Annotated in this window: 14 protein-coding genes and 2 pseudogenes; 4 read left to right on the forward strand and 12 right to left on the reverse strand. The window is 37.4% G+C overall.

Features of this window, described 5'->3' with window-relative positions; genetic code table 11:
• Positions 1-109: 109 nt before the first annotated feature.
• A pseudogene (locus tag RHOW815_RS08970) lies at positions 110-294 on the forward strand (transposase); the annotation flags it as partial.
• Here RHOW815_RS08970 and RHOW815_RS08975 read toward each other — a convergent pair.
• From RHOW815_RS08975 to RHOW815_RS02130, 4 genes and pseudogenes are all read right to left on the reverse strand, one after another.
• Positions 291-416 (reverse strand): hypothetical protein, encoded by a 126-nt coding sequence (locus tag RHOW815_RS08975; RefSeq protein WP_256439899.1) that lies wholly within the window; start codon positions 414-416, stop codon positions 291-293. The pseudogene RHOW815_RS08970 and the gene RHOW815_RS08975 overlap by 4 nt on opposite strands.
• A gap of 73 nt (positions 417-489) precedes the next feature.
• A pseudogene (locus RHOW815_RS08980) lies at positions 490-660 on the reverse strand (transposase); the annotation flags it as partial.
• A gap of 128 nt (positions 661-788) precedes the next feature.
• Entirely contained in the window at positions 789-4,871 is a 4,083-nt protein-coding gene (locus RHOW815_RS09280; RefSeq protein ID WP_215216723.1) for an autotransporter outer membrane beta-barrel domain-containing protein, read from the reverse strand.
• Positions 4,872-5,246: 375 nt separating this feature from the next.
• The gene (locus RHOW815_RS02130) at positions 5,247-5,699 is read right to left on the reverse strand and encodes a hypothetical protein (RefSeq protein WP_215216724.1); all 453 of its coding nucleotides are present in this window, start codon (positions 5,697-5,699) and stop codon (positions 5,247-5,249) included.
• Between the two features lie 100 nt (positions 5,700-5,799).
• Between RHOW815_RS02130 and RHOW815_RS02135 the strand changes: the two genes are divergently transcribed.
• Entirely contained in the window at positions 5,800-6,780 is a 981-nt protein-coding gene (locus tag RHOW815_RS02135) for a hypothetical protein (protein WP_215216725.1), read from the forward strand.
• On the opposite strand, the gene RHOW815_RS02140 is transcribed toward RHOW815_RS02135, so the two are convergent.
• The 5 genes from RHOW815_RS02140 to lpdA form a co-directional block, all read right to left on the reverse strand.
• Entirely contained in the window at positions 6,766-7,509 is a 744-nt protein-coding gene (locus tag RHOW815_RS02140; protein ID WP_215216726.1) for a metallophosphoesterase, read from the reverse strand. The two genes, RHOW815_RS02135 and RHOW815_RS02140, sit on opposite strands and share 15 nt — an antisense overlap.
• Positions 7,509-8,744 (reverse strand): sugar phosphate nucleotidyltransferase, encoded by a 1,236-nt coding sequence (locus RHOW815_RS02145; protein ID WP_245397525.1) that lies wholly within the window; start codon positions 8,742-8,744, stop codon positions 7,509-7,511. The genes RHOW815_RS02140 and RHOW815_RS02145 overlap by 1 nt, the downstream gene beginning before the upstream one ends.
• A 219-nt stretch (positions 8,745-8,963) precedes the next feature.
• Positions 8,964-9,899, reverse strand: a complete 936-nt coding sequence (locus tag RHOW815_RS02150; protein ID WP_215216728.1) for a glycosyltransferase family 2 protein — start codon at positions 9,897-9,899, stop codon at positions 8,964-8,966.
• Between the two features lie 55 nt (positions 9,900-9,954).
• Positions 9,955-10,887 carry a lipoyl synthase gene (gene lipA, locus RHOW815_RS02155; RefSeq protein WP_215216729.1) on the reverse strand — a complete coding sequence of 311 codons (933 nt, stop codon included), beginning with the start codon at positions 10,885-10,887 and terminating at the stop codon, positions 9,955-9,957.
• The gene (gene lpdA / locus RHOW815_RS02160; protein ID WP_215216730.1) at positions 10,884-12,284 is read right to left on the reverse strand and encodes a dihydrolipoyl dehydrogenase; all 1,401 of its coding nucleotides are present in this window, start codon (positions 12,282-12,284) and stop codon (positions 10,884-10,886) included. The genes lipA and lpdA overlap by 4 nt, the downstream gene beginning before the upstream one ends.
• 172 nt (positions 12,285-12,456) lie before the next feature.
• Between lpdA and RHOW815_RS02165 the strand changes: the two genes are divergently transcribed.
• On the forward strand, positions 12,457-13,053 hold the full coding sequence (locus RHOW815_RS02165; protein ID WP_215216731.1) for a hypothetical protein: 597 nt from the start codon (positions 12,457-12,459) through the stop codon (positions 13,051-13,053).
• Here RHOW815_RS02165 and secA read toward each other — a convergent pair.
• A complete protein-coding gene (secA, locus tag RHOW815_RS02170; protein WP_215216732.1) occupies positions 13,046-15,976 on the reverse strand; it encodes a preprotein translocase subunit SecA in 2,931 nt (976 codons plus the stop codon). The genes RHOW815_RS02165 and secA overlap by 8 nt on opposite strands.
• Before the next feature lie 184 nt (positions 15,977-16,160).
• Between secA and asd the strand changes: the two genes are divergently transcribed.
• Complete coding sequence (gene asd, locus RHOW815_RS02175; RefSeq protein WP_215216733.1) at positions 16,161-17,072, forward strand: archaetidylserine decarboxylase; 912 nt, start codon at positions 16,161-16,163, stop codon at positions 17,070-17,072.
• On the opposite strand, the gene nth is transcribed toward asd, so the two are convergent.
• On the reverse strand, positions 17,021-17,674 hold the full coding sequence (gene nth / locus RHOW815_RS02180) for an endonuclease III (RefSeq protein ID WP_215216734.1): 654 nt from the start codon (positions 17,672-17,674) through the stop codon (positions 17,021-17,023). The genes asd and nth overlap by 52 nt on opposite strands.
• Complete coding sequence (mnmE, locus tag RHOW815_RS02185; protein ID WP_215216735.1) at positions 17,671-19,029, reverse strand: tRNA uridine-5-carboxymethylaminomethyl(34) synthesis GTPase MnmE; 1,359 nt, start codon at positions 19,027-19,029, stop codon at positions 17,671-17,673. The genes nth and mnmE overlap by 4 nt, the downstream gene beginning before the upstream one ends.
• Between the last annotated feature and the right edge of the window lie 151 nt (positions 19,030-19,180).

Here is a 19,180-nt window from a genome sequence, read left to right on the forward strand (position 1 = left end):
TCTCCTTGTGTTTGATTGTTAAAAATCACAATAGAGATTCTTTCATCGCCTGCCTATTCTTTTTTTAATTCTTCTGTGCACTTCAAACTTGAAAAGACTGGGATGTATAGTAGAAATAGCCAAAAGAAATACACTTCATACTTTTACAGTTATCCCAAAAGATGGGTTGTAGAGCGTTCTTTTGCGTGGATAGAAAAATGTCGCAGGCTATGGAAAAATTGCGAAAGAAAACTACATACAAGCCTGAATATGGTGGTTCTTGCTTTTATTGCTCTACTTTTGAAAAGATTTTAAACAGGCTCTAACAATAAAATAGATTTGATTCTATCGCATAGCCTTTTATCCCGTTCATGGCGATGACGAGCCTTGAGAATGTCTTTTTGGTTTCTTGTTAAAAAGTTCGCTTCAGGTTGCATAGATGTAAGGTTTATAACTTAATCAATGAGAAAAATTCAATGAATTTAGTGTTTGAAAAGTCTTTTTTCTAATGCGTTTCAGTATATTAGCGGTGGTAATGTGAATAGCATGAGGAAGTCCTTGGGTATCGAATGCTATATGTCTTTTTATTCCTGATATTTTTTTCTCTGCATCATATCCTTTCTTCTCTGATGTATCAGTATTTTTAACACTTTGAGCATCAATAATTACAAAGCTTGTTTTCTCTTTCCGATTCACTACATAAAAACCATTTGTTCGGTGTAAAAAACGTTTTAGCATATAGCTGTTTCCTTAAGCTATGCAAGAGAAACACTTACTTTGAACCGTATAAAAAGGATTAAAAGTAAGAGTTAAAAATTCCAAGACGCATTTATATTCATTTCATTCACTGTTGATCTTTTTCCAAAAACCCCTTCATATCCTATAGATAACTGGATGTCTCCTTGGCGGGAGACAAGAAATTGCGCACCCACGAGCAATTGATCGATTGTTTGGTGAAAGTTAGAAGTTGTAAAATCAGGTCTAAAAAATGTTCCCCCTCTAAATCCAGAAGTGTAATGACCGCGCGTTAGAGGAGTTGTTCTCAACCAACCTAGATTGACACTAGGAACTAAGCAAAAACCAGCAACACATGATTCTTTAGTGACTTTAATATTGACCAAAGAACGTAAAAAGGAAGAGCATTTGCCTTTTATAGAAAGGTCAATAGACTGAGCTCCTTTTTCTTTAAATTTCCCTTGGAACGAGTTGGTTTGATCTAATCTGATTTCAGGTTGAACGAAAAAATTGTCTATATGGAAAGGCTCTAATCTAAACCCTGCTAGGAGAATCTCTGAAAGGTTCCAAGTAGTAGGATCGCTATGCGCTTTTCTAGAAAGCCCTGGAAATACAATTTTTCGATCCACATCATAGAAATTACCTACTCCTAAAAGCAGAAAATCGAAATAGAAATTTTCACAGTCGTACTTAACATAAGGACCTAAGTATATGGAATCAGCATGAGCATGGCCCACCTGATGTTTCCAATCAAGTTGGGCATGAGAGTATCCAAATCCTATGCCTAGGCTCCACTCATCGAGAAATAGGCGGTCTGCCCCCACTGCAACTCCCCAGGTGCGAGCCGTAAAGCCAGGAGCTCCTTGACGCTCTTCTTGTGAATAAATAAACCCTAAAGGGTTAAACCAAATATTTGTAGGTTCATCGATATCTGCGTAACAATAAGACCTTTGACCAACTCCTGTTAAAAAAAAGGTATTGGCAAAATTAAAATTGTTCTCGAGTTCAACTAAGGGCAGAGATCCAAATGCAGCAGGGGTTAAGCTTTTAAGTGCTTTTGCATATTCATCCATCGGTAGCTGGAGTAACGCATTAGCCACTAAAACTAGATCTGTATTTGCAAAATCAAAGTTATTACAAAATAGACAATCTGCAACAGATTTCGGATTACCGGTCAAGTTAGAATCAGGCATACCTACAACTACAGAAGGGGATTTTAAAAAGAGTTGAACTTGGTTAGGCAAATAATTGATGGTGTAATCAAAGGGCCTACTAATAACAGTACGGCTAAATTGTCCTGTGACAGATTCTGCAGTAAGAAAAGTATAGGTTGTTCCTTCTAAATAAACTCCGGGTGTAGGCTTGATGAGAAGCTCCCCGTTCAACGAGGCCATCCCTGTCACTTCTAGTAGATCGCTTCCTCCTATAACATCAATTTCTATACCTAATCTACCAGATGGGTCTTGCGTATAATTCCCGTTGATTGTAAGGGTTCCAATAGAATTCCCTGGTTCTACAAAACCGAAGTTCTTCATAATGCTTATATTGAATGTTCCAGAGCCAAAAATATAGCCATAGTTGGTAACAACGCCTGCATTGATTGTTCCATTATTTTGCAGTGTGCCACGCATTACATTAACAGAATTGCTGGCAAATTTTTCTTTGACAGGAATGACAAGAGTCCCGTTTTGAATAATAGTATTACCTGCAAAATCATCAACTCCAATAAAAGATAATCTTTCAGTTCCATCTTTAACTAGAGTACCATTACCTGATATTTGACCTTCGTAGGCTCCTGAAAAGTTTTGGTCAAAAATTAGAGTTCCGAAGCTGTTAATAAGAACATCGTTTTGTATATAAGATGCGTTTCCTTGCACAGTTCCGTCTTTTATGATCAAATTTCCCATAGGAACTGTTTCTGTTAAAACCAAGGTCCCCGCGTCTGTTTTTGTGAGAGAACCCTCACCCCGGATAGGGCCTCCAATAAATAAAGTACGAGAAGGATTTACAGCAATAGTTCCCTCTAAATTTAAAATAATATCCCTTTCTAAGGAAAAAGTATCCGTTGCTTCAAGGGTTCCTCCTGCAAAAACGAGCTCTGAAGAACGAAATCCCAGCACATCACTTGCTATAACAATAGTTCCCTCTTTGATTACAGTAGGTCCTCGATAGTTGTTTTTTTGTGAGGTCATAGTAACCGTGCCACTACCTTCTTTTCTAACCCCTATATCTTGAAAACTTCCTGGATCTGATTGGATACTAAAATCTGCTAGTAAAGAGTTCTCATTTTGAAATACTAACTTAGCGTCACTATATAAAAAAATATCGTCAGCAAATCCAAGCCCAGGCCCAGCGGGTAGAGCAATATCAGATCCGACAGAATCTGTTCCAGCCTCGCCTCCTTGGGTTTGATTCCCACGTAAAGAAACCGAGTCTTGGATAATTAACTGGGCGTTGTTACCAACAAAAACAGCTCCTCCAATTCCAGCTCCACCACCACCACTTCCTGCATAAGGTTTTATTTGTTGAGCCTGACCACCGCCATTTCCCCCAAAGCTCCCTCCTTGGCTGACCTCACCAGCCTTAAAAACATGATAATACTTTTCGTTGTTTTCAGAAGGCGTTTCCTGAAGAAAAGCATCGTTGCCACCTCCGCCGCCTCCAAAACCACCTCCGCCTCCTCCCCCTCCTCCCTGGAAAGGAATGTTTCTCCCAACAGAAATTACTATCGGGTTAAGCCTAAGAGCTTTGAATCCTCCTCCTCCTCCCGTTGTATATTTGACTGTTGCTCCTGGGAGGGTCGTTAAATCTCCACCACCACCACCGCCACCACCGCCAAACCCACCACCACCACCACCACTACCAAAACCCGTTATAGGTACTAGTTGTGCTATTGCCTGATTAGGAGTTCTGGAAATGGGGCCTGGAACCTCTCCCCGTCCTTTTTGTGGAGTTGAAAGGTCAATCACAGATGAGGATCCCCCACCACCACCGCTGCCATAACCACCACCACCACCACCGTTTCTTAGGACACTTGCAGCACCACCGCCACCGCCCTTATCACCACCATTACCAGGTTGAGATACAAGTTGTATTTTTACATAGACTATTTTTTCCCCGAATAGGACATTTGCTTTTTGCTGAAATAGTGTTGGAGGTTGTGCAACATACGCACCTCCACCCCCGCCTCCACCGGCTCCTCCTTTTCCTCCCGTTCCTCCATCTACAACTTGATCACTTGTCAAAAACTCATAAATACTACCTGTAGTAGAGCCACCTTTTCCACCACCACCATTGCTTAAGTCTCTAGAACTACTACCTAAATCACCATTTGTTATCTCGAATTTGGGTTCTAAAGGATCCTTAAAAAAAAGGTCATAAATGGCTTTACCAACTTGAAAAGCAGGACCAATTTTATTGACTGGGAATTTAGAACCTAGGTAAAATATTTTATAAGGGATGCCGTTGTACAAAACCTCAGCTGTTACCCTTCCTCCATTTCCTCCTCCATTTCCTCCTCCTGCTAATGGGTTTCCGTTCGCTCCATGTTGACCTGGATTATCCCCTCCTCCTTGTGTCGGACTAGCATTTGGGTCAGCTGATGAAAAACTAGCACCTCCTCCTGATCCACTGAAACCTCCTCCTTTCAAATTTTGAAAACCACCTGCACCTTTTCCTCCTTGTGCAAGATTATTCTTAAGAGAGGTGTTATTCAAAGTAACAACAGTATTAGGAGCTACATACACTCCACCCCCTGCTCCTAATCCTCCTCCTCCTCCACTACTTCGATTTGAGATTCCATTTCCCCCAATAGCTGCACCATTTTGTATATTGCAATTTTCGATAGTTAGATTAGCATTTGCAACGAATAAACGATTTTGGTTCCCATCAATTATTTGAGGAACTGTTCCAGACGTAGTAATCTTTGCCGTTCTTTGGATAACAGGTAATTTGCTAGTAAGCAGAATAGGAGGCAATCCGCTATTTATAGTTATAGTATTAGTAGCTGTATTCCCTGTCTCATTCAGATCTAAAATAGCTTGTCTAAGGCTGCCTGGGCCTGCATCGGCTTCACTTGAAACTGTATAGGTATCGCCCCACAAAGGAGCTGAAAAAAAAATTATGCTAGTTAAGATAAGAAAGTGCTTAGAATCCATATGTACTCAAATGTTATAAATAGTTAACTTTATTCTTTAAAGATATATGCATATAACATTTTTATTAAAAATAACAAAAATTTTTAAAAATCTATCGAGTTTTTTACTAGACTTCTTGCGTAATTAGATTTTCGCTATACTTCTTTCCTAAATGGAGGGAAAGGAAAAATTACTTAGAACTTCAATCTATCCCACCCGAGCAATTTAGAAGACAGACAGGAGTGAAACGAAAAACTTTTGAAGAAATGGTCTTAATTTTATTGGAAGAGCAAAACAAAAGATATAGAAAGGTTTGGTTTACGGTTCAATCTTATTGCTGGAATCTACAATTATGAAATTTTTATTTAACTACGCAAGAGGTCTAATAGACAAGACTTAAATAGTACGGGTTTTTATGAAGAGTTGGTAAATGAAATATCTTTTTTTAACTTTTGCATTTTCTGGATATATTTCGATGAGAATACGAATCAAATAATGGTTGTTTTCTTGTAAATGTATATATCCATACTTTTTTATGATTAGTTTCTTAGAAGAAGAACCTAATTTTAGAATAAACGATTCAGGTGCTGAAAGTTCGATTTTCTCTTTTGGACCCTTTGCTGATAAAACAGCTAGAAATTTTTTTTCCTGGGAATACAGATCTTTTTTAATAACAGAAAATTGGATATCAGCTAACCTACGTAGCTGCAGCTCTTGTAGAGAGAGATATTCTTTTTGCAAAGCTTTTATAGGCAAATAAGCAAAGGGTAGGATCATAGTGATAAGCAAAAATAAGGCGACCAATAGCTCTAGTAGTAAGAAAGGGCGTTTCTCGATGATACGTTTCATAATGCTTTCTAATCTACCCGTGAACGCTTTTTTTTGTATAGATTTGACAAAATATCTTTACGCATAGTAGTCTTAATATTTTCTTAACAGATATGGTAATATGCAATTACGTGGAAAGTCCCTCTATAATTTATTGCGAGTAAAACACAACAATAATCCTAAGACTCGAGTTGCTCCCTGGCAGATAGAGGATTTACGAGAATTGAAACTTGCTACTTTATTTACACGTCTGGGTAAAATTGGTATTTTTTTTAATGAAGTGAGTTTTGTAGAACAAGCTCAGCAATTTGATAATCCAGAGGAACTAACCAAACATATATGGCCAAAGGAAGAAGAAGGTCAAGCTAAATGTTATCTTTTGCTGTTTGAGCTGTGGCGTAGACTTCTGCCGGAAAATCTACCTATTTCTTTGTTTTGCGATCAATTGGATTGTTTAATAGATGCATATGATAGAGGGTCTTTGGTAGAAGTTGATCAACTACAAGAAGCCTTAGAATCATTGGAAGATATTCTCGACAATGCAGCGGATAAAGAAGGGTCTGCAGAAGAGGTTTTTCTCTATGCATGTAGCTACTCTGCTCATGATTTAGAAGGATTTATCCTCGATTATATTGCTAATCAAATGATAGAGGAAAATTACGTTGGTGCTTCTAAGTTTTTAGATGGATTTTCTCCCTATGTGATTCATAAAAAACGGTTTGAGGCATTAAGAATCTGCTTATTTCTATCAACAGACACCCCATCTGCCTCTTTGATGTTCGATCGATTTCTAGAGTATTTACAAGAAGAGCCGGATTTTGAGTCTCTTTTGATTTTGATGGATTATTTAGTCTATCGAGGGAATCGAGAGTTTTTCTTTAAGGTAGTCAAACAAGCGCTTCTTTCTATGAAAACAGAAGAGCAATTTCAGGATGTGCTTGAAATGATGGCTGAATATTATCATTACATGGACCTAGAAGAAGAAGAAAGACATATTTCTCAAATTAGTAATACTCGGAAAAATTGTCCTGTAGATGTCCCATTAAACAAGAGAGATCCTATTTACTTGGATATAGTCAAAGCAGTATTAGAGAATACGTAAAGGTTTGAAATCTAAATAGTCACAAGAGGTTAAGATATACTGAACTCCGCGAGCTGTACCAAAAGGAAGTGCTTTTCTTCTCACATTGTGTAAATGCCCAAACACACAGTATTGAATCTGAAATTGTTCTAAAATTTCCGAAGTGCGAGAAGGATTTAAATGAGGACCAATAGGAGGATAGTGAGTTAGCGCAATACGAACACGTGCAAGAGGAGATAACTGTTTTAAGCTTAATTTCAAGCGCTCAAGCTCTCTTGAAAAAATAGCCTCTTGTTTTTCAGCATTCTTTTCTGAGAGTTTTTTTTGTAGGGGATTTTCTTTGAATTCGATGTAGTTAGTAAATTGATATTCGTAGGTATCCCATAATCTACTGCCGCCGATGGCTATATATTGCCATAAAATAGCATCATTATGAATCCATTGAATGGAAGAGGGCATGGCTTGGACAAGTTTTGCTTTTGAGCTCCACCAATAGTCATGATTTCCTCGTAAGATAATTTTATGCCCAGGTAGCGCATCTAACCATGCTAAGTCAATAAGAGCTTCCTTTAGATGCATGGCCCAAGAGATATCCCCTGGAATCAATACCAAATCTTCTTTTTCAATACACTCTAGCCAATTAGCATAGATTTTATCTATGTAATTTTTCCAAGGGGGACCAAAAACCTCCATAGATTTTTTAGGTGCACCAAAACAAAGATGCGGATCTGAAAGAGCCCAAATTTTCATTAGATAGTAAACCCATTAGGAATTTTTGTTCCAGATGTTACGATGATAATCCCATCTCGAATATAAATACCATGATCTTTAAAGGTATCTAGGTGATTTATAGCATTTGGATTGGTCAATGTTACGTTATTGCCGATAATAGTATGTTCATCGACAATCACTTTTTTCAAAATGCAATTTCTACCGATAGAACAATATTGCGGTAGGGTACTAGAAGAAGGGAATGCACTAAGATTGCCCACTAAAATGCAGCTTTCAATAATACTACCAGAGTCTATTTTAATGCGCATACCAATGACACTATTGGTAATTTGAGAAGCTTCGCTAATGGATCCTTGAGCAATAATAGAATTTATTACTTTTGTATCTCTAATTAAAGTGCTAGTTAGTTGTTGCGCGGTAGTAAAAATAGGTTTGGTATCAAGATGGTTTTTTTGAGTTAGAGCTAAATTTGCTTTGTAATAGGAAAGAACAGTACCAATATCTTCCCAATATTCCTCATGTTGATAGCAATAGGTGCCTCCCTTATTTACCTGTAAAGGAATAAGATGCCTACCAAAATCATCCCCTTCTTCTTTTAGCAAATTAAATAAGGTTTTTCTTTTGCATAAATAAATACCCATGGATCCTAAGTATTTGGAGTTTAAATTTGATTGGCTAAATCGTTTGAGAGTTATTGTATCAGAAGGTTTTTCAAAAAAGTCCAAAACTTGCTTTTTAGCAGAAATATTGAGTACCCCCATACGCTTTGCTTCTTGCTCTTTAACGTTTAAAGCAGCAATGATAAAATCGGCATTACTCTCCTCTGCAAAGGCAAATAGCTTATTGAAATCCATGTTGTAGAGTTGATCTGCTGACAGAATTAAAAAGTACTCTGCAGAGGAGGCTTCGAAATACTCAAGATTTTGTCTAATGGAATCAGCGGTTCCTTTAAACCAAACTTTGCGCGTAGGTGTTTCTTCAGGGGAAAGCAGTTGAATATTGTTCTTATGAAATTGATCGAAATGATAGGTTTCATAGATGTGTTGTTGCAAAGAGGAGGCTAAGTATTGAGTAATCACAAAGATCGAGTCTAATTTAGCGTGTAAACAATGAGAAAGAGGAATATCGATTAAGCGATAGGCTCCACCAAAGCAAACCGCTGGTTTACAGCGGGTTTGGGTAAGAGGAAACAAACGAGTCCCTTGTCCTCCTGCTAGAATAATGCAGTCGGTCTTTTGCGCGAAAGCGAACATATCCATGTAGTATCTAAAATTGCATTAAAATTATTTATAGGATCAGATTTTAATAAATCTATTTAATCGTCTTTTAACAACTAATGAATTAGTAGACAAGATAGGTTATTTTATTTATATGATTTATAAAATAAATAAGATCTATCATAATCTTTGTTGCAAGTGTAGGTAGCTTAAAATGGACGGTTTCTTGCATAGATAGCATGATTTAAATGAGCTTTAACGAAAGTTTTTATGAGGACAAGGGCCTAAAAGCCCTCGATAGTAATCAAAAATGCCCGTTAGAGCTGCACGATGTAAAAGGCGTGTTGTTTTAGTAATCCGAGGATGAAAGGCATAGAAAAAAAGAGAAAAGAGCTCTTTGGGGAATTGGAAACAATAGAAAGCACGCTTTTGTTTTTTGGAAAGGTGCTGGTTTAAAAAAATTAAGCGATTGCGAGAATAAAAATAGTGCCATAGAGAACCTCTATTCCCTCCTTGAAAACCACAAGAAATCTTATGCCAAACTTTTGCTTGAGGTACAAAAAGACAACTATAGCCAGCCTTTCTGATACGCCAACACCAATCTACTTCTTCCCAAATAAGGAAGAATTCTTTGGATAGAGTGCCTACTGTTTCTATCACTTCTTTTGTTACAAAAATAGCACAACCACAGGCATATTCAATTTCTGTAATGTGATTATATTCGTTGGCTAGATCAATTTCTTTATAGCCCTTGTGATAGAGCCGAAGGGTTTTAGAATGAAGAAATCCACCTGCATGCCAAAGCGTTATAGGTTCATCGTAGTAAAAAATTTTGGCACCTAAACAACCAACATTTGGATGGGTTTGAGCGGTTTGCACAAAGTGGATAAGTAGGTCTTTTGCAATAACCGTATCATTATTAAGTAAGAGTACGTATGCGCAGTCATGCTTGATTGCATAAGCTATACCCTGGTTATTTCCTTCCGCGTATCCTAAGTTTTCTAGCGTAGATAAGAGAGTAACCCCAGGAAAAAGCTCTTTCAGAGCTGTCCGATCAGCAGGGTGCAGGCTATTGTCGACAACAATTATTTCAAAGAGAGGGTAATCTAAAGCAAAAACCGATTGGAGACATTCAATCGTGTTCGATACAGATCCATAATGTAAAATAACAACGCCAACTTTGGAAGACATAATATACAATTTTTTTAAAATTGGATATTCTTTGTATAAGGCAATCGGAAATATTTTAGAAAGAGACTTCTGTCATTAGATTTTTGACCTCGTGCGCATGGTAACTGGATCGGACAAAGGGACCGCAGAACATTTGTTTGATTCCTATCTCTCGGCCATAATCTGCATATTTTTTAAACTGCTCAGGTGTAATGAACTCTTTAACAAGAAGTTTTTTTCTATTTGCTTGCAAGTATTGTCCAATGGTAATGATATTACAGCCTGCTGCTTTAAGATCATCAATCGCTCTTTTAACTTGCTCAGGTGTTTCTCCTAAACCCACCATTAAACCAGATTTGATAAATTGCGCTTTATCAGATTGTTTTACATAAGACAAGATATTTAAAGAACGAAGATAGGTTGCTTTATGTCTAACCCTAGGGGTTAATGCTTCAACGGTTTCTAAATTATGATTAAAAATGTCAGGTTGTTCTTGGAGAAGAAGGTCAATGGCGGCGTAATCTTCTGAAAAATCGGAGGTTAATACTTCCACGGTTACTTCTTTGCGTTCTGTGCGTATCTGGCGGATAATTGCTGCCATGTGAGAGGCGCCTTTATCGATCAGATCATCTCGTGCAACCATAGTGATAACCACATGCTTTAGCCCTAATTCTTGTGCACATAGAGCAATGCGGCTTGGTTCATCAACTTCAGGTTGTTTAGGGTTTTTAGAAAAGTCGATGTCACAAAATCCACAATTACGAGTGCATTGTTTACCTAATGCTAAGAAGGTAGCTGTGTGATTGGAATAACATTCAAAACGATTGGGGCATTTGGCTTCTTCGCATACCGTATTTAAACGATGTCTGGTTAAGATCTTTTGTGTGTGGGATAGGGATGAGCCTCTTGGCAGTTTTCGATGTAACCAAGAGGGAAAGCGTCCTAACGTTTGTGAAAAAGAATAAGATTCAGGATTGATTGGTAGCCTATTTCGCTTATTTTGACTCATGATTTTCTCTTTGGCGGTAGGTGAAGAGGTGTTTCATTTGCTAATAAAGCAGCTTCATGCCAAGCCTCTGGCAGGGTGGGATGAGCATGGATAGTATCAATAATACAATCAAGGGTTAATTCTTGTGCAATCGCTAAACCCATTTCAGCAATTAAAGCAGATGCTTCACTTCCCACAACCTGAGCTCCCAAAATTTGTCCGGTGGATTTATCTATGATGATTTGCGTAAATCCGTCTGTTTCTGCAGAGGCAACCGCTTTACCAAGCGCTTGAAAAGGAAATTTACCAATAATAGGGGCAAACCCTGCTTTTTCAGCTTCTTCAAATGTCATACCTACCATAGCAATTTCCGGATTGGTGAAAATAACGGCCGGAATTGCATTGTAGTGCATTTCAGTGGTCTTTCCTAGTATATTATCTGCGGCTATTATCCCTTGATGAGAAGCTACGTGAGCTAAAAGATTTTTACCTGTTACATCACCAATAGCATAAATTCCATCTACATTCGTTTGCATTTTTTCATTTACGACGATAGCTCCTTTTTGATCAAGAACCACTCCTATCTTTTCCAGTCCTAATCCATTAGACACCAGTTTGCGTCCTATTGCGATGAGCGCCTTATCACCAAATAGCTCTTTACCATCTTCTAAACGGATGCGTAAACCAGATTCTTGTTTATCAATCCCTACTACTTTCACATTGGTTTGTATCTCAATGCCTTTTTTATGAAAAGCAAGCGTTAAAGCATCTGAAATACTTTTTCCCTGATTGATTACAATAGAGTCAAGAGCTTCTAAGATAATCACTTTTACTTTTAGATCGGCAAATAAAGAAGCAAACTCACAACCGATATATCCTCCTCCTACAATAACTAACGTTTTAGGTAGCTCTGTCAGTTCTAAAACAGAAGTAGAGTTGCAGACTAGTTGATGATCGCATGGTATTGAAGGGATATCCAAAGGCTCAGAACCAGTTGCAATAATGATTTGTTCTGCTTCAATCTTGCAATCTTCCTTACCTGTGATTTTGAGCTCTTTGGGCGATATAAACTCTGCCTGACCTTGTATAACTGTAATGTGATTAGATTGTAATAATCCTTGCAACCCTTTACGCATTTTTTCCACAACGCTGTCTTTACGCTGCTTCATTTTTGTGTAATTAAGACGAACAGAACCTAATTCTATACCAAATTCGGCAGCATGGGTCATTCTATGTAAAAGATCTGCATGGGACAAGAGGGTTTTTGTGGGAATACAGCCCACATTAAGGCAAGTTCCTCCAAGGAATTGTTTTTCTATAAGGCATATTTTTTTACCCTCTTGTGAAAGTTTAATAGCAGCTACATATCCTCCAGGTCCTGTCCCGATGATTGCAATATCATATTTTTTTTGATCCATGAAAACTCTCTTTGTGATTGCTAATATGTTAAAACGCTCAAAAATATGATGCAATGGCAAATCTAAAAATGCTGCTCTTAATTCTTTTTATTTAAAATTAATTCGAACCAAATTGGTTGATAATTAGATATATCTGATTAGAAAAAGAAAAAAGCTAGAAATTTTGTCTTATGTGTGTGAAAATGAAGTTAGAATATTTTATATTAAGCTTGATTATTTTATGATGGATAAAGAGCGACAAAAAATGTGTAGTAGCTGTGATGGGCGTATTCCTGTCGAATCTCTACATTGTCCTTATTGTGCAACAGAACAAAGTAGCAATGCTTTTGAAAAAAATTATTTGCAACAAAAAGCTCTTCAAGATAGCTTGCTCTCTTTCTATCCGCCTCCTTATTCGTTAAGAAAAAATCATCCTACTAAGCAGGATGAACAAAAAATAAACGAACAAAAGAGCGCTACGTTTTTACTTAAAGCCCCTAAGGAGGAACCTATCTTGGAAAAAAAATTTGTTTCTGCATCTAGCAGTTGTGTTTTTCCTAAAATAGAGGAAAAAACAGAGAAAGAATATCAAGAGGATAAGAATAGTTTTTGGCCTATTTTATTATTATCGATTGGCGCTAACTTGTTTATCGTTGGAATACTGCAACTGCTTTTTTCTGATGAAGGCTATTTACGGCTAGAGTGGAATAGCCACTATTGGTTTTTTTATTGTCTAGCTTCTTTTCCCCTATTCTTTTTAGGGTATAAAAAAGTAGATCACTTTAAATAGGGTTTACTCTCCTAGAGGGATTGATTTGAGATAAATCAATGAGAGGTGGCCTTTTATTCGTTATATTAGGTTCCACAAAATTCTCTGGCATAACCATAGTAAATTTAAACAAAGCATGCGCGATTTCTTGTTTGATTTCTAAACTTAAAAGATCAAATAAAGCAAAAGCTTCATGTTTAAATTCCATCAAAGGATCTTTCTGACCTACTGCGCGTAAATGTACTTCAGAGCGCAAGTGATCTATATGCAATAAATGTTCTTGCCAGAGGCGATCGATGGTACGAATCAATAACCCACGTACAACTTGGCATAAAACTTTTTCAGCAGAAGTTAAATTGGTAGAAGCAAATAAAGACTGTGTTTGTTGAATTTTTTGAGATTCATGCTCAATTTTTTGTTCAAATGCCCCAAGTATTTTTTGCGTAGCTAATTGTTCAATGTCTTCTAATTGCAAATAATCGTCATCGAATTCTTTAATATCAAAGGTTAAAGGAAAATGGGTGTGTAACCATTGTGTATATCCTTGCGGATCCCAACCGTCTTCTCTATTACGAGAAGAGAAAAACCGATGACACATTTGTATGCAAATACTTTCTAAAATTTCACGTGCAAGAGAGAGAGAATTATCGATATGTAGCACTTCATTACGAAAGGAATAAATCTCTTCTCGTTGCTTATTCATCACATCATCGTATTCTAGGGTATGCTTACGCATATTGTAATTGCGCTGTTCTACGCGTTTTTGAGCGGTTTCAATGGACTTGTTTAATACTTTTGCAGTAATTGCTTCCCCTTCTGGGGGACGGAATCTTTGTAAAAAGATAGTAATTCTAGGAGAGGTAAATAGTCGCATTAAAGAATCTTCAAAAGAAACATAGAATTTAGAGCTACCGGGATCACCTTGCCGCGCTCCTCTACCTCTTAGCTGCCTATCAATGCGTCTAGACTGATGGCGTGTAGTTGCAACGACATATAATCCGCCAATCTCGGCTACACCTTCTTTTAGTTTAATATCCGTTCCTCTACCTGCCATATTTGTTGCAACGGTAATAGCTCCTTTTGAGCCCGCTTCTGCAATGATCTCTGCTTCCCTGGCATGGTTTTTTGCATTGAGAATGGTGTGTTCTAATTGGTGTTGTTTCAAAATACGAGAGAGTTTTTCCGAGGCTTCTACAGATTCTGTTCCGATTAAAATGGGACGAGATTGCGAATGAACCGATTGAATATCTTTTACAAGAGCGTGATATTTTTCTCGCTCGGTCATATAAATTTCATCGTCGTAATCTTTGCGGATACAAGGATGGTGAGTGGGGATTGCTAATACATCTAACTTATAAATTTCTTTGAATTCATTAGCCTCTGTCATTGCAGTACCCGTCATACCTGCAAGTTTTGTGTACAATCTAAAGTAGTTTTGCAGAGTAACAGTTGCATAGGTTTGTGTTTCTCCCTGAATAGTAACACCTTCTTTGGCCTCGATTGCTTGATGCAATCCATCTGCGAATCGTCTACCTGGTTGAGGGCGACCTGTATTTTCATCAATGATCACAATTTTTCGATTTTCAATGATGTAATCGACATCATTTTCCATCAGTAAGTGAGCGCGTAGGAGTTGCCTTAAATTATGAGAGCGTTCTTTACGGCGCGCATCTTCTTCTCTTAATAGAATTTTTTGATTGCGTTTTTCTTGTTCATCCCATTCGGGATGTTGATCGATATTAGCGTATTCATGGCCTAAGTCTAACATGACAAAGTCATCTGAAGAGACCTGATTCTTCGAACCTTCAATCCATTGTTGAATTCCTTTATCGGTTAATTCAAACTCATTAGCGCGTTCATCAACAATAATTAAAAGTTCTGCTAAGGCCTGATGACGCTCTTCTTTGTTGGGTTCAGCATAAAAATAGGTATCCCACTTTTCAATTTCAGCTCTTAACTTAGGGTTTTCGCGTAGTTTTTTAAGAATTCTATTTTGAGGCATCCCTTTGCTAACAAGCCATAGATTTCGAAAAGCTTTTTCACACTCGGCTTCTTGGGTTTTTAATACTTTAAGTTTTTCTGTTTTTTCTTCAATGAGGTGTAATTTTTCTAAAATTTTACGCGCTTCTAGAGCTAAATGGTTACAGGAATCTCTTTGATGCTTTACAAGTACATACACATCGTCTTTTAAATCATCGTACATTTGCCGTGAATGACTAGCAGGACCTGAAATAATAAGAGGAGTTCTGGCTTCGTCAATTAAAATGGAGTCGATTTCATCAACAATAGCAAAGAAGTATCCTCTTTGTACTTGATCTTCTTTTGATTGTGCCATCGAGTTGTCACGTAAATAATCAAAACCAAATTCAGAAGCTGTCCCATAAACAATATCTGCAGCGTATATCTGATTGCGGATGTGATGAGGGGTATTGCCTGTTAATGCGGTTACATTTAATCCCAGCCATCTAAAAATCGTGCCAATCCATTGACAATCCCTTTCTGCTAAGTAATCATTTACCGTCACTAAATGCACTGGTTTGCCTGTGCAAGCGTTTAAATATAAAGGCATAGATGCTGTTAGTGTTTTCCCTTCGCCGGTTTGCATTTCTGCAATAGCACCATGGTGCATAGCAATACCAGCTAGGATTTGTACATCATAGGGAATCATATCCCATTTTTGATCGTAACCGGATACATGGATATCTGTTCCGCATAAACGACGACAGGCGTTTTTGACAACTGCATAAGCTTCTGGAATAAGGTCTTCTAATGTTTCTCCTTTTAGATAGCGCGCCTTAAACTCGGCTGTTTTTTGACGCACTTCTTCATGAGAGAGCTGTTGAAAGTTCTTTTCTAGTCGATTAACTTCTACAACTGTTTTTTGATATCTCTTTAATAAACGGCTTTGAGATGTACCAAAAATTTTTTTAAAAACGCTCAGCATCTTGGTTTTCCTAGTCTTAAATTACCTATTGAGGCTAGGATATTAGAGGTTTTCTTGCAAGACTCTACGCTAATGTTCTTTATTAAATTATTTTTTACAGTTAGCTTTAACTCAATTTTTATAAGGGCAACCCTTAGCGATAAAAAAACAAGAAAACTTTTTACAATCTTTTCTTAAAGGAAATATGCCTAAGATTATTTATTTGGATCGGCTGACTAAGGAAAAAAAACAAGAAAAGGTATATGGTAATTTTTTTATAGATCTTTTATATGAAGATACTTTTTCATCACGTGTAATCTCTTTCTTTATTTTACCGCTAGCCGCTAGGTTTTCTTTCTTTTCTAAACTGTATGGCTTTTTTAAAAAAAGTTCTATGAGTCGTTATAAAATTATTCCTTTTATCAAAAAATTTGATGTCGATACGTCTGAATTTTTGGAACCTGTTAGTCATTTCTGCTCTTTTAATGATTTTTTTATTCGCCGGTTAAAACCTGAAGCAAGACCTATTGTTCAAGAAGAAAATAGGGCTATTTTACCAGCCGATGCACGGTATTTAGTTTTTCCAGATGTAAGAGAATTTCCTCATTTTTTTATTAAAGGAAAAAAATTCTCTTTAAAAGAGCTGCTTAAAAATGAAGAATTAGTGGATAAGTACAAAGCTGGGTCGATGGTTATTGCAAGGCTTTGTCCTGTTGACTACCATAGATTTCATTTTCCTTGTAAGGCAACTCCTGGGCAACCTCGATTAATTAACGGAGCTCTTTTTTCTGTGAATCCATTAGCGCTTAAAAGCAATATAAAAATTCTAAGTGAAAATAAAAGGGTGATTACGATGCTTGCTACTTTGCGTTTTGGGAATCTATTATATCTAGAGATAGGAGCAACGCACGTGGGGAGTATTCATCAAACATTTCAAGTTGATAAGACGTATGAAAAAGGGGATGAAAAAGGATATTTTTCTTTTGGAGGATCTTGTCTGATTTTATTATTTGAACCTAATCGGATTCATTTTGATCAGGACCTAATAAAAAGTAGCGCACAAAATCAAGAGGTGCGCGGACTCATGGGGCAATCGCTAGGCTCATCGATCCATTGACAGATGGGACATGCCTCTTTTTTATGACCGCGAGCAGGACAATACTCTCTTGCAAAATAGATCATTTGCAAATGGAGTTTATTCCAGCTTTTTTTAGGAAAAAGATGTTTGAGGTCTTTTTCTGTTTCCTCCACGGTTTTTCCCCGACTTAAAAGCCACCTTTTTGCACAGCGATGAATATGTGTATCTACAGGGAAAGCGGGCTTGCCAAATCCTTGTGATACGACAACTGATGCGGTTTTATGCCCCACCCCAGGGAGTTTTTCTAAAGCCAATAAAGAGTTTGGGACTCTACCTTTATGTTGCTCAACAAGGATTTTAGAGAGATTCCAGATAGATCTTGCTTTTATATTACTTAAGCCACATGGTTTAATTATGCTAGCAATTTCTTCTATGCTTAAGTTAAGCATTTGTTGAGGGGTAGAGGCTTTTGCAAATAAAGCAGGAGTTACTTGATTTACTTTTTTATCTGTATTTTGTGCAGATAAGACAACTGCAATTAATAAAGTATAAGGATCTCGATACTGCAAGGGAATCTCAGGATCGGGAAATAAATGATGTAAAATATCTTGAATGCGTTGTGCGTGTTTTTTTTTGTTCATTTCCCCACACAAAACTTGGAGAAGATAGCGGTTAAGATATCTTCTGTTATATCGTGACCAATAATTTCTCCCAGCTCTTTTAGGCAGATTTTTAGATCGAAAGAGAGAAACTCAGGAGATAGGTTAGTATGAAGACCATCGATGACTCTTTTGAGCGAAATGGCAGCGTTTAGCAAATTTTTTTCATGACGAATATTGGTAATAAGTACTTCTTCTTTAGAAGAAGGAGCTTTCTGCCAGATCATTTGAGAGATTTTTTGCTTAAGTTCTTCAATTCCTGTTTGGTTTTTAGCGGAGATAAGCAAGCTGTTTTCTCTATCAGGTATAACAGATGCAATATCACTTTTATTCCATATGAGAAGGGTTTTTTTAGCATCTACAATAGAGAGTAGCTGATTTGCATAAGGACAAAGAGGCAAAGAAGCATCTAAGATCAGCAAAACAAGATCGGCTTTTTGCATGGCTTCTTTTGATCTGCGAATTCCTTCTTGTTCAATGATCTCTTTTGTTTCTCGAATTCCCGCTGTGTCGATTAAGCGAAAATGCAAATTTCCTATAAGGAGTTCTTCTTCTAAAGTATCACGTGTGGTTCCAGCAATAGAGGTAACAATGGCACGCTCTTTACCTAATAAAACATTCATCAAAGAGGATTTACCTGCATTGGGTGGCCCTATTAAACATAAAGTAGGCCCAAACTGCAGCAGTTTTCCTTCTTGAAAAGTAGCTGCCAAATAGCAAATTTGTTTTCTTAAGTTTTTTAATCGAGCAATTACGTTTTCAATACTTGCAAATTCCAAATCCTCTTCGGGAAAGTCAACCCAGGCTTCTAACATAGCTGCAATATCGACCAGCTGCTTTTGAAAGGAGAGGATGCGAGAAGAAAGTTGCCCTTGCAGTTGTTGTTCAGCTGCCTGCAGGGCAAGGTCATTTTTAGCTGCAATGAGATTTTGTACGGCCTCTGCTTGTACAAGATCTATTTTCCCGTGTATAAAAGCGCGAAAAGTGAATTCACCAGGACCTGCCGCTTTAGCGCCTGCTGCTAAAATAGTTTCTAATACTCTTCGTGAAATTAAAGATCCTCCATGACAGTGAATCTCTACAACATCCTCTCCTGTATAAGACTTGGGAGCGCGCATGACGAGCAGCAGAACTTCGTCAATAATTACTTGATCTGCATTTACAATCTTACCTAAATGAACGGTGTGTGAGGGATAAGAGTGAATAGGACCTGAGAAAACCTTAGCTACAATTTCTATCGATTGTTTGCCAGCTACACGGATAACCGCAACCCCTCCCTCTCCTGGGGCAGTAGCGATGGCAGCAATGGTTTGATCAATTTGATACTGTGTATACATAATAAAAACAAAAATAATAGAGCATTTTTTTGGAAATGACAAGGTGTAATTTCTAGACTATAGTGGTTCCGATTCAATCGTATAGAAAAATATTTTGTTTTGTGTTAAGCTATTGAGTATGAAAAAACTGACCCCTAGCCAGAGAGCTGAC

The sequence above is a fragment of the Candidatus Rhabdochlamydia sp. W815 genome, assembly GCF_018642185.1.
Taxonomy (GTDB): domain Bacteria; phylum Chlamydiota; class Chlamydiia; order Chlamydiales; family Rhabdochlamydiaceae; genus Rhabdochlamydia; species Rhabdochlamydia oedothoracis.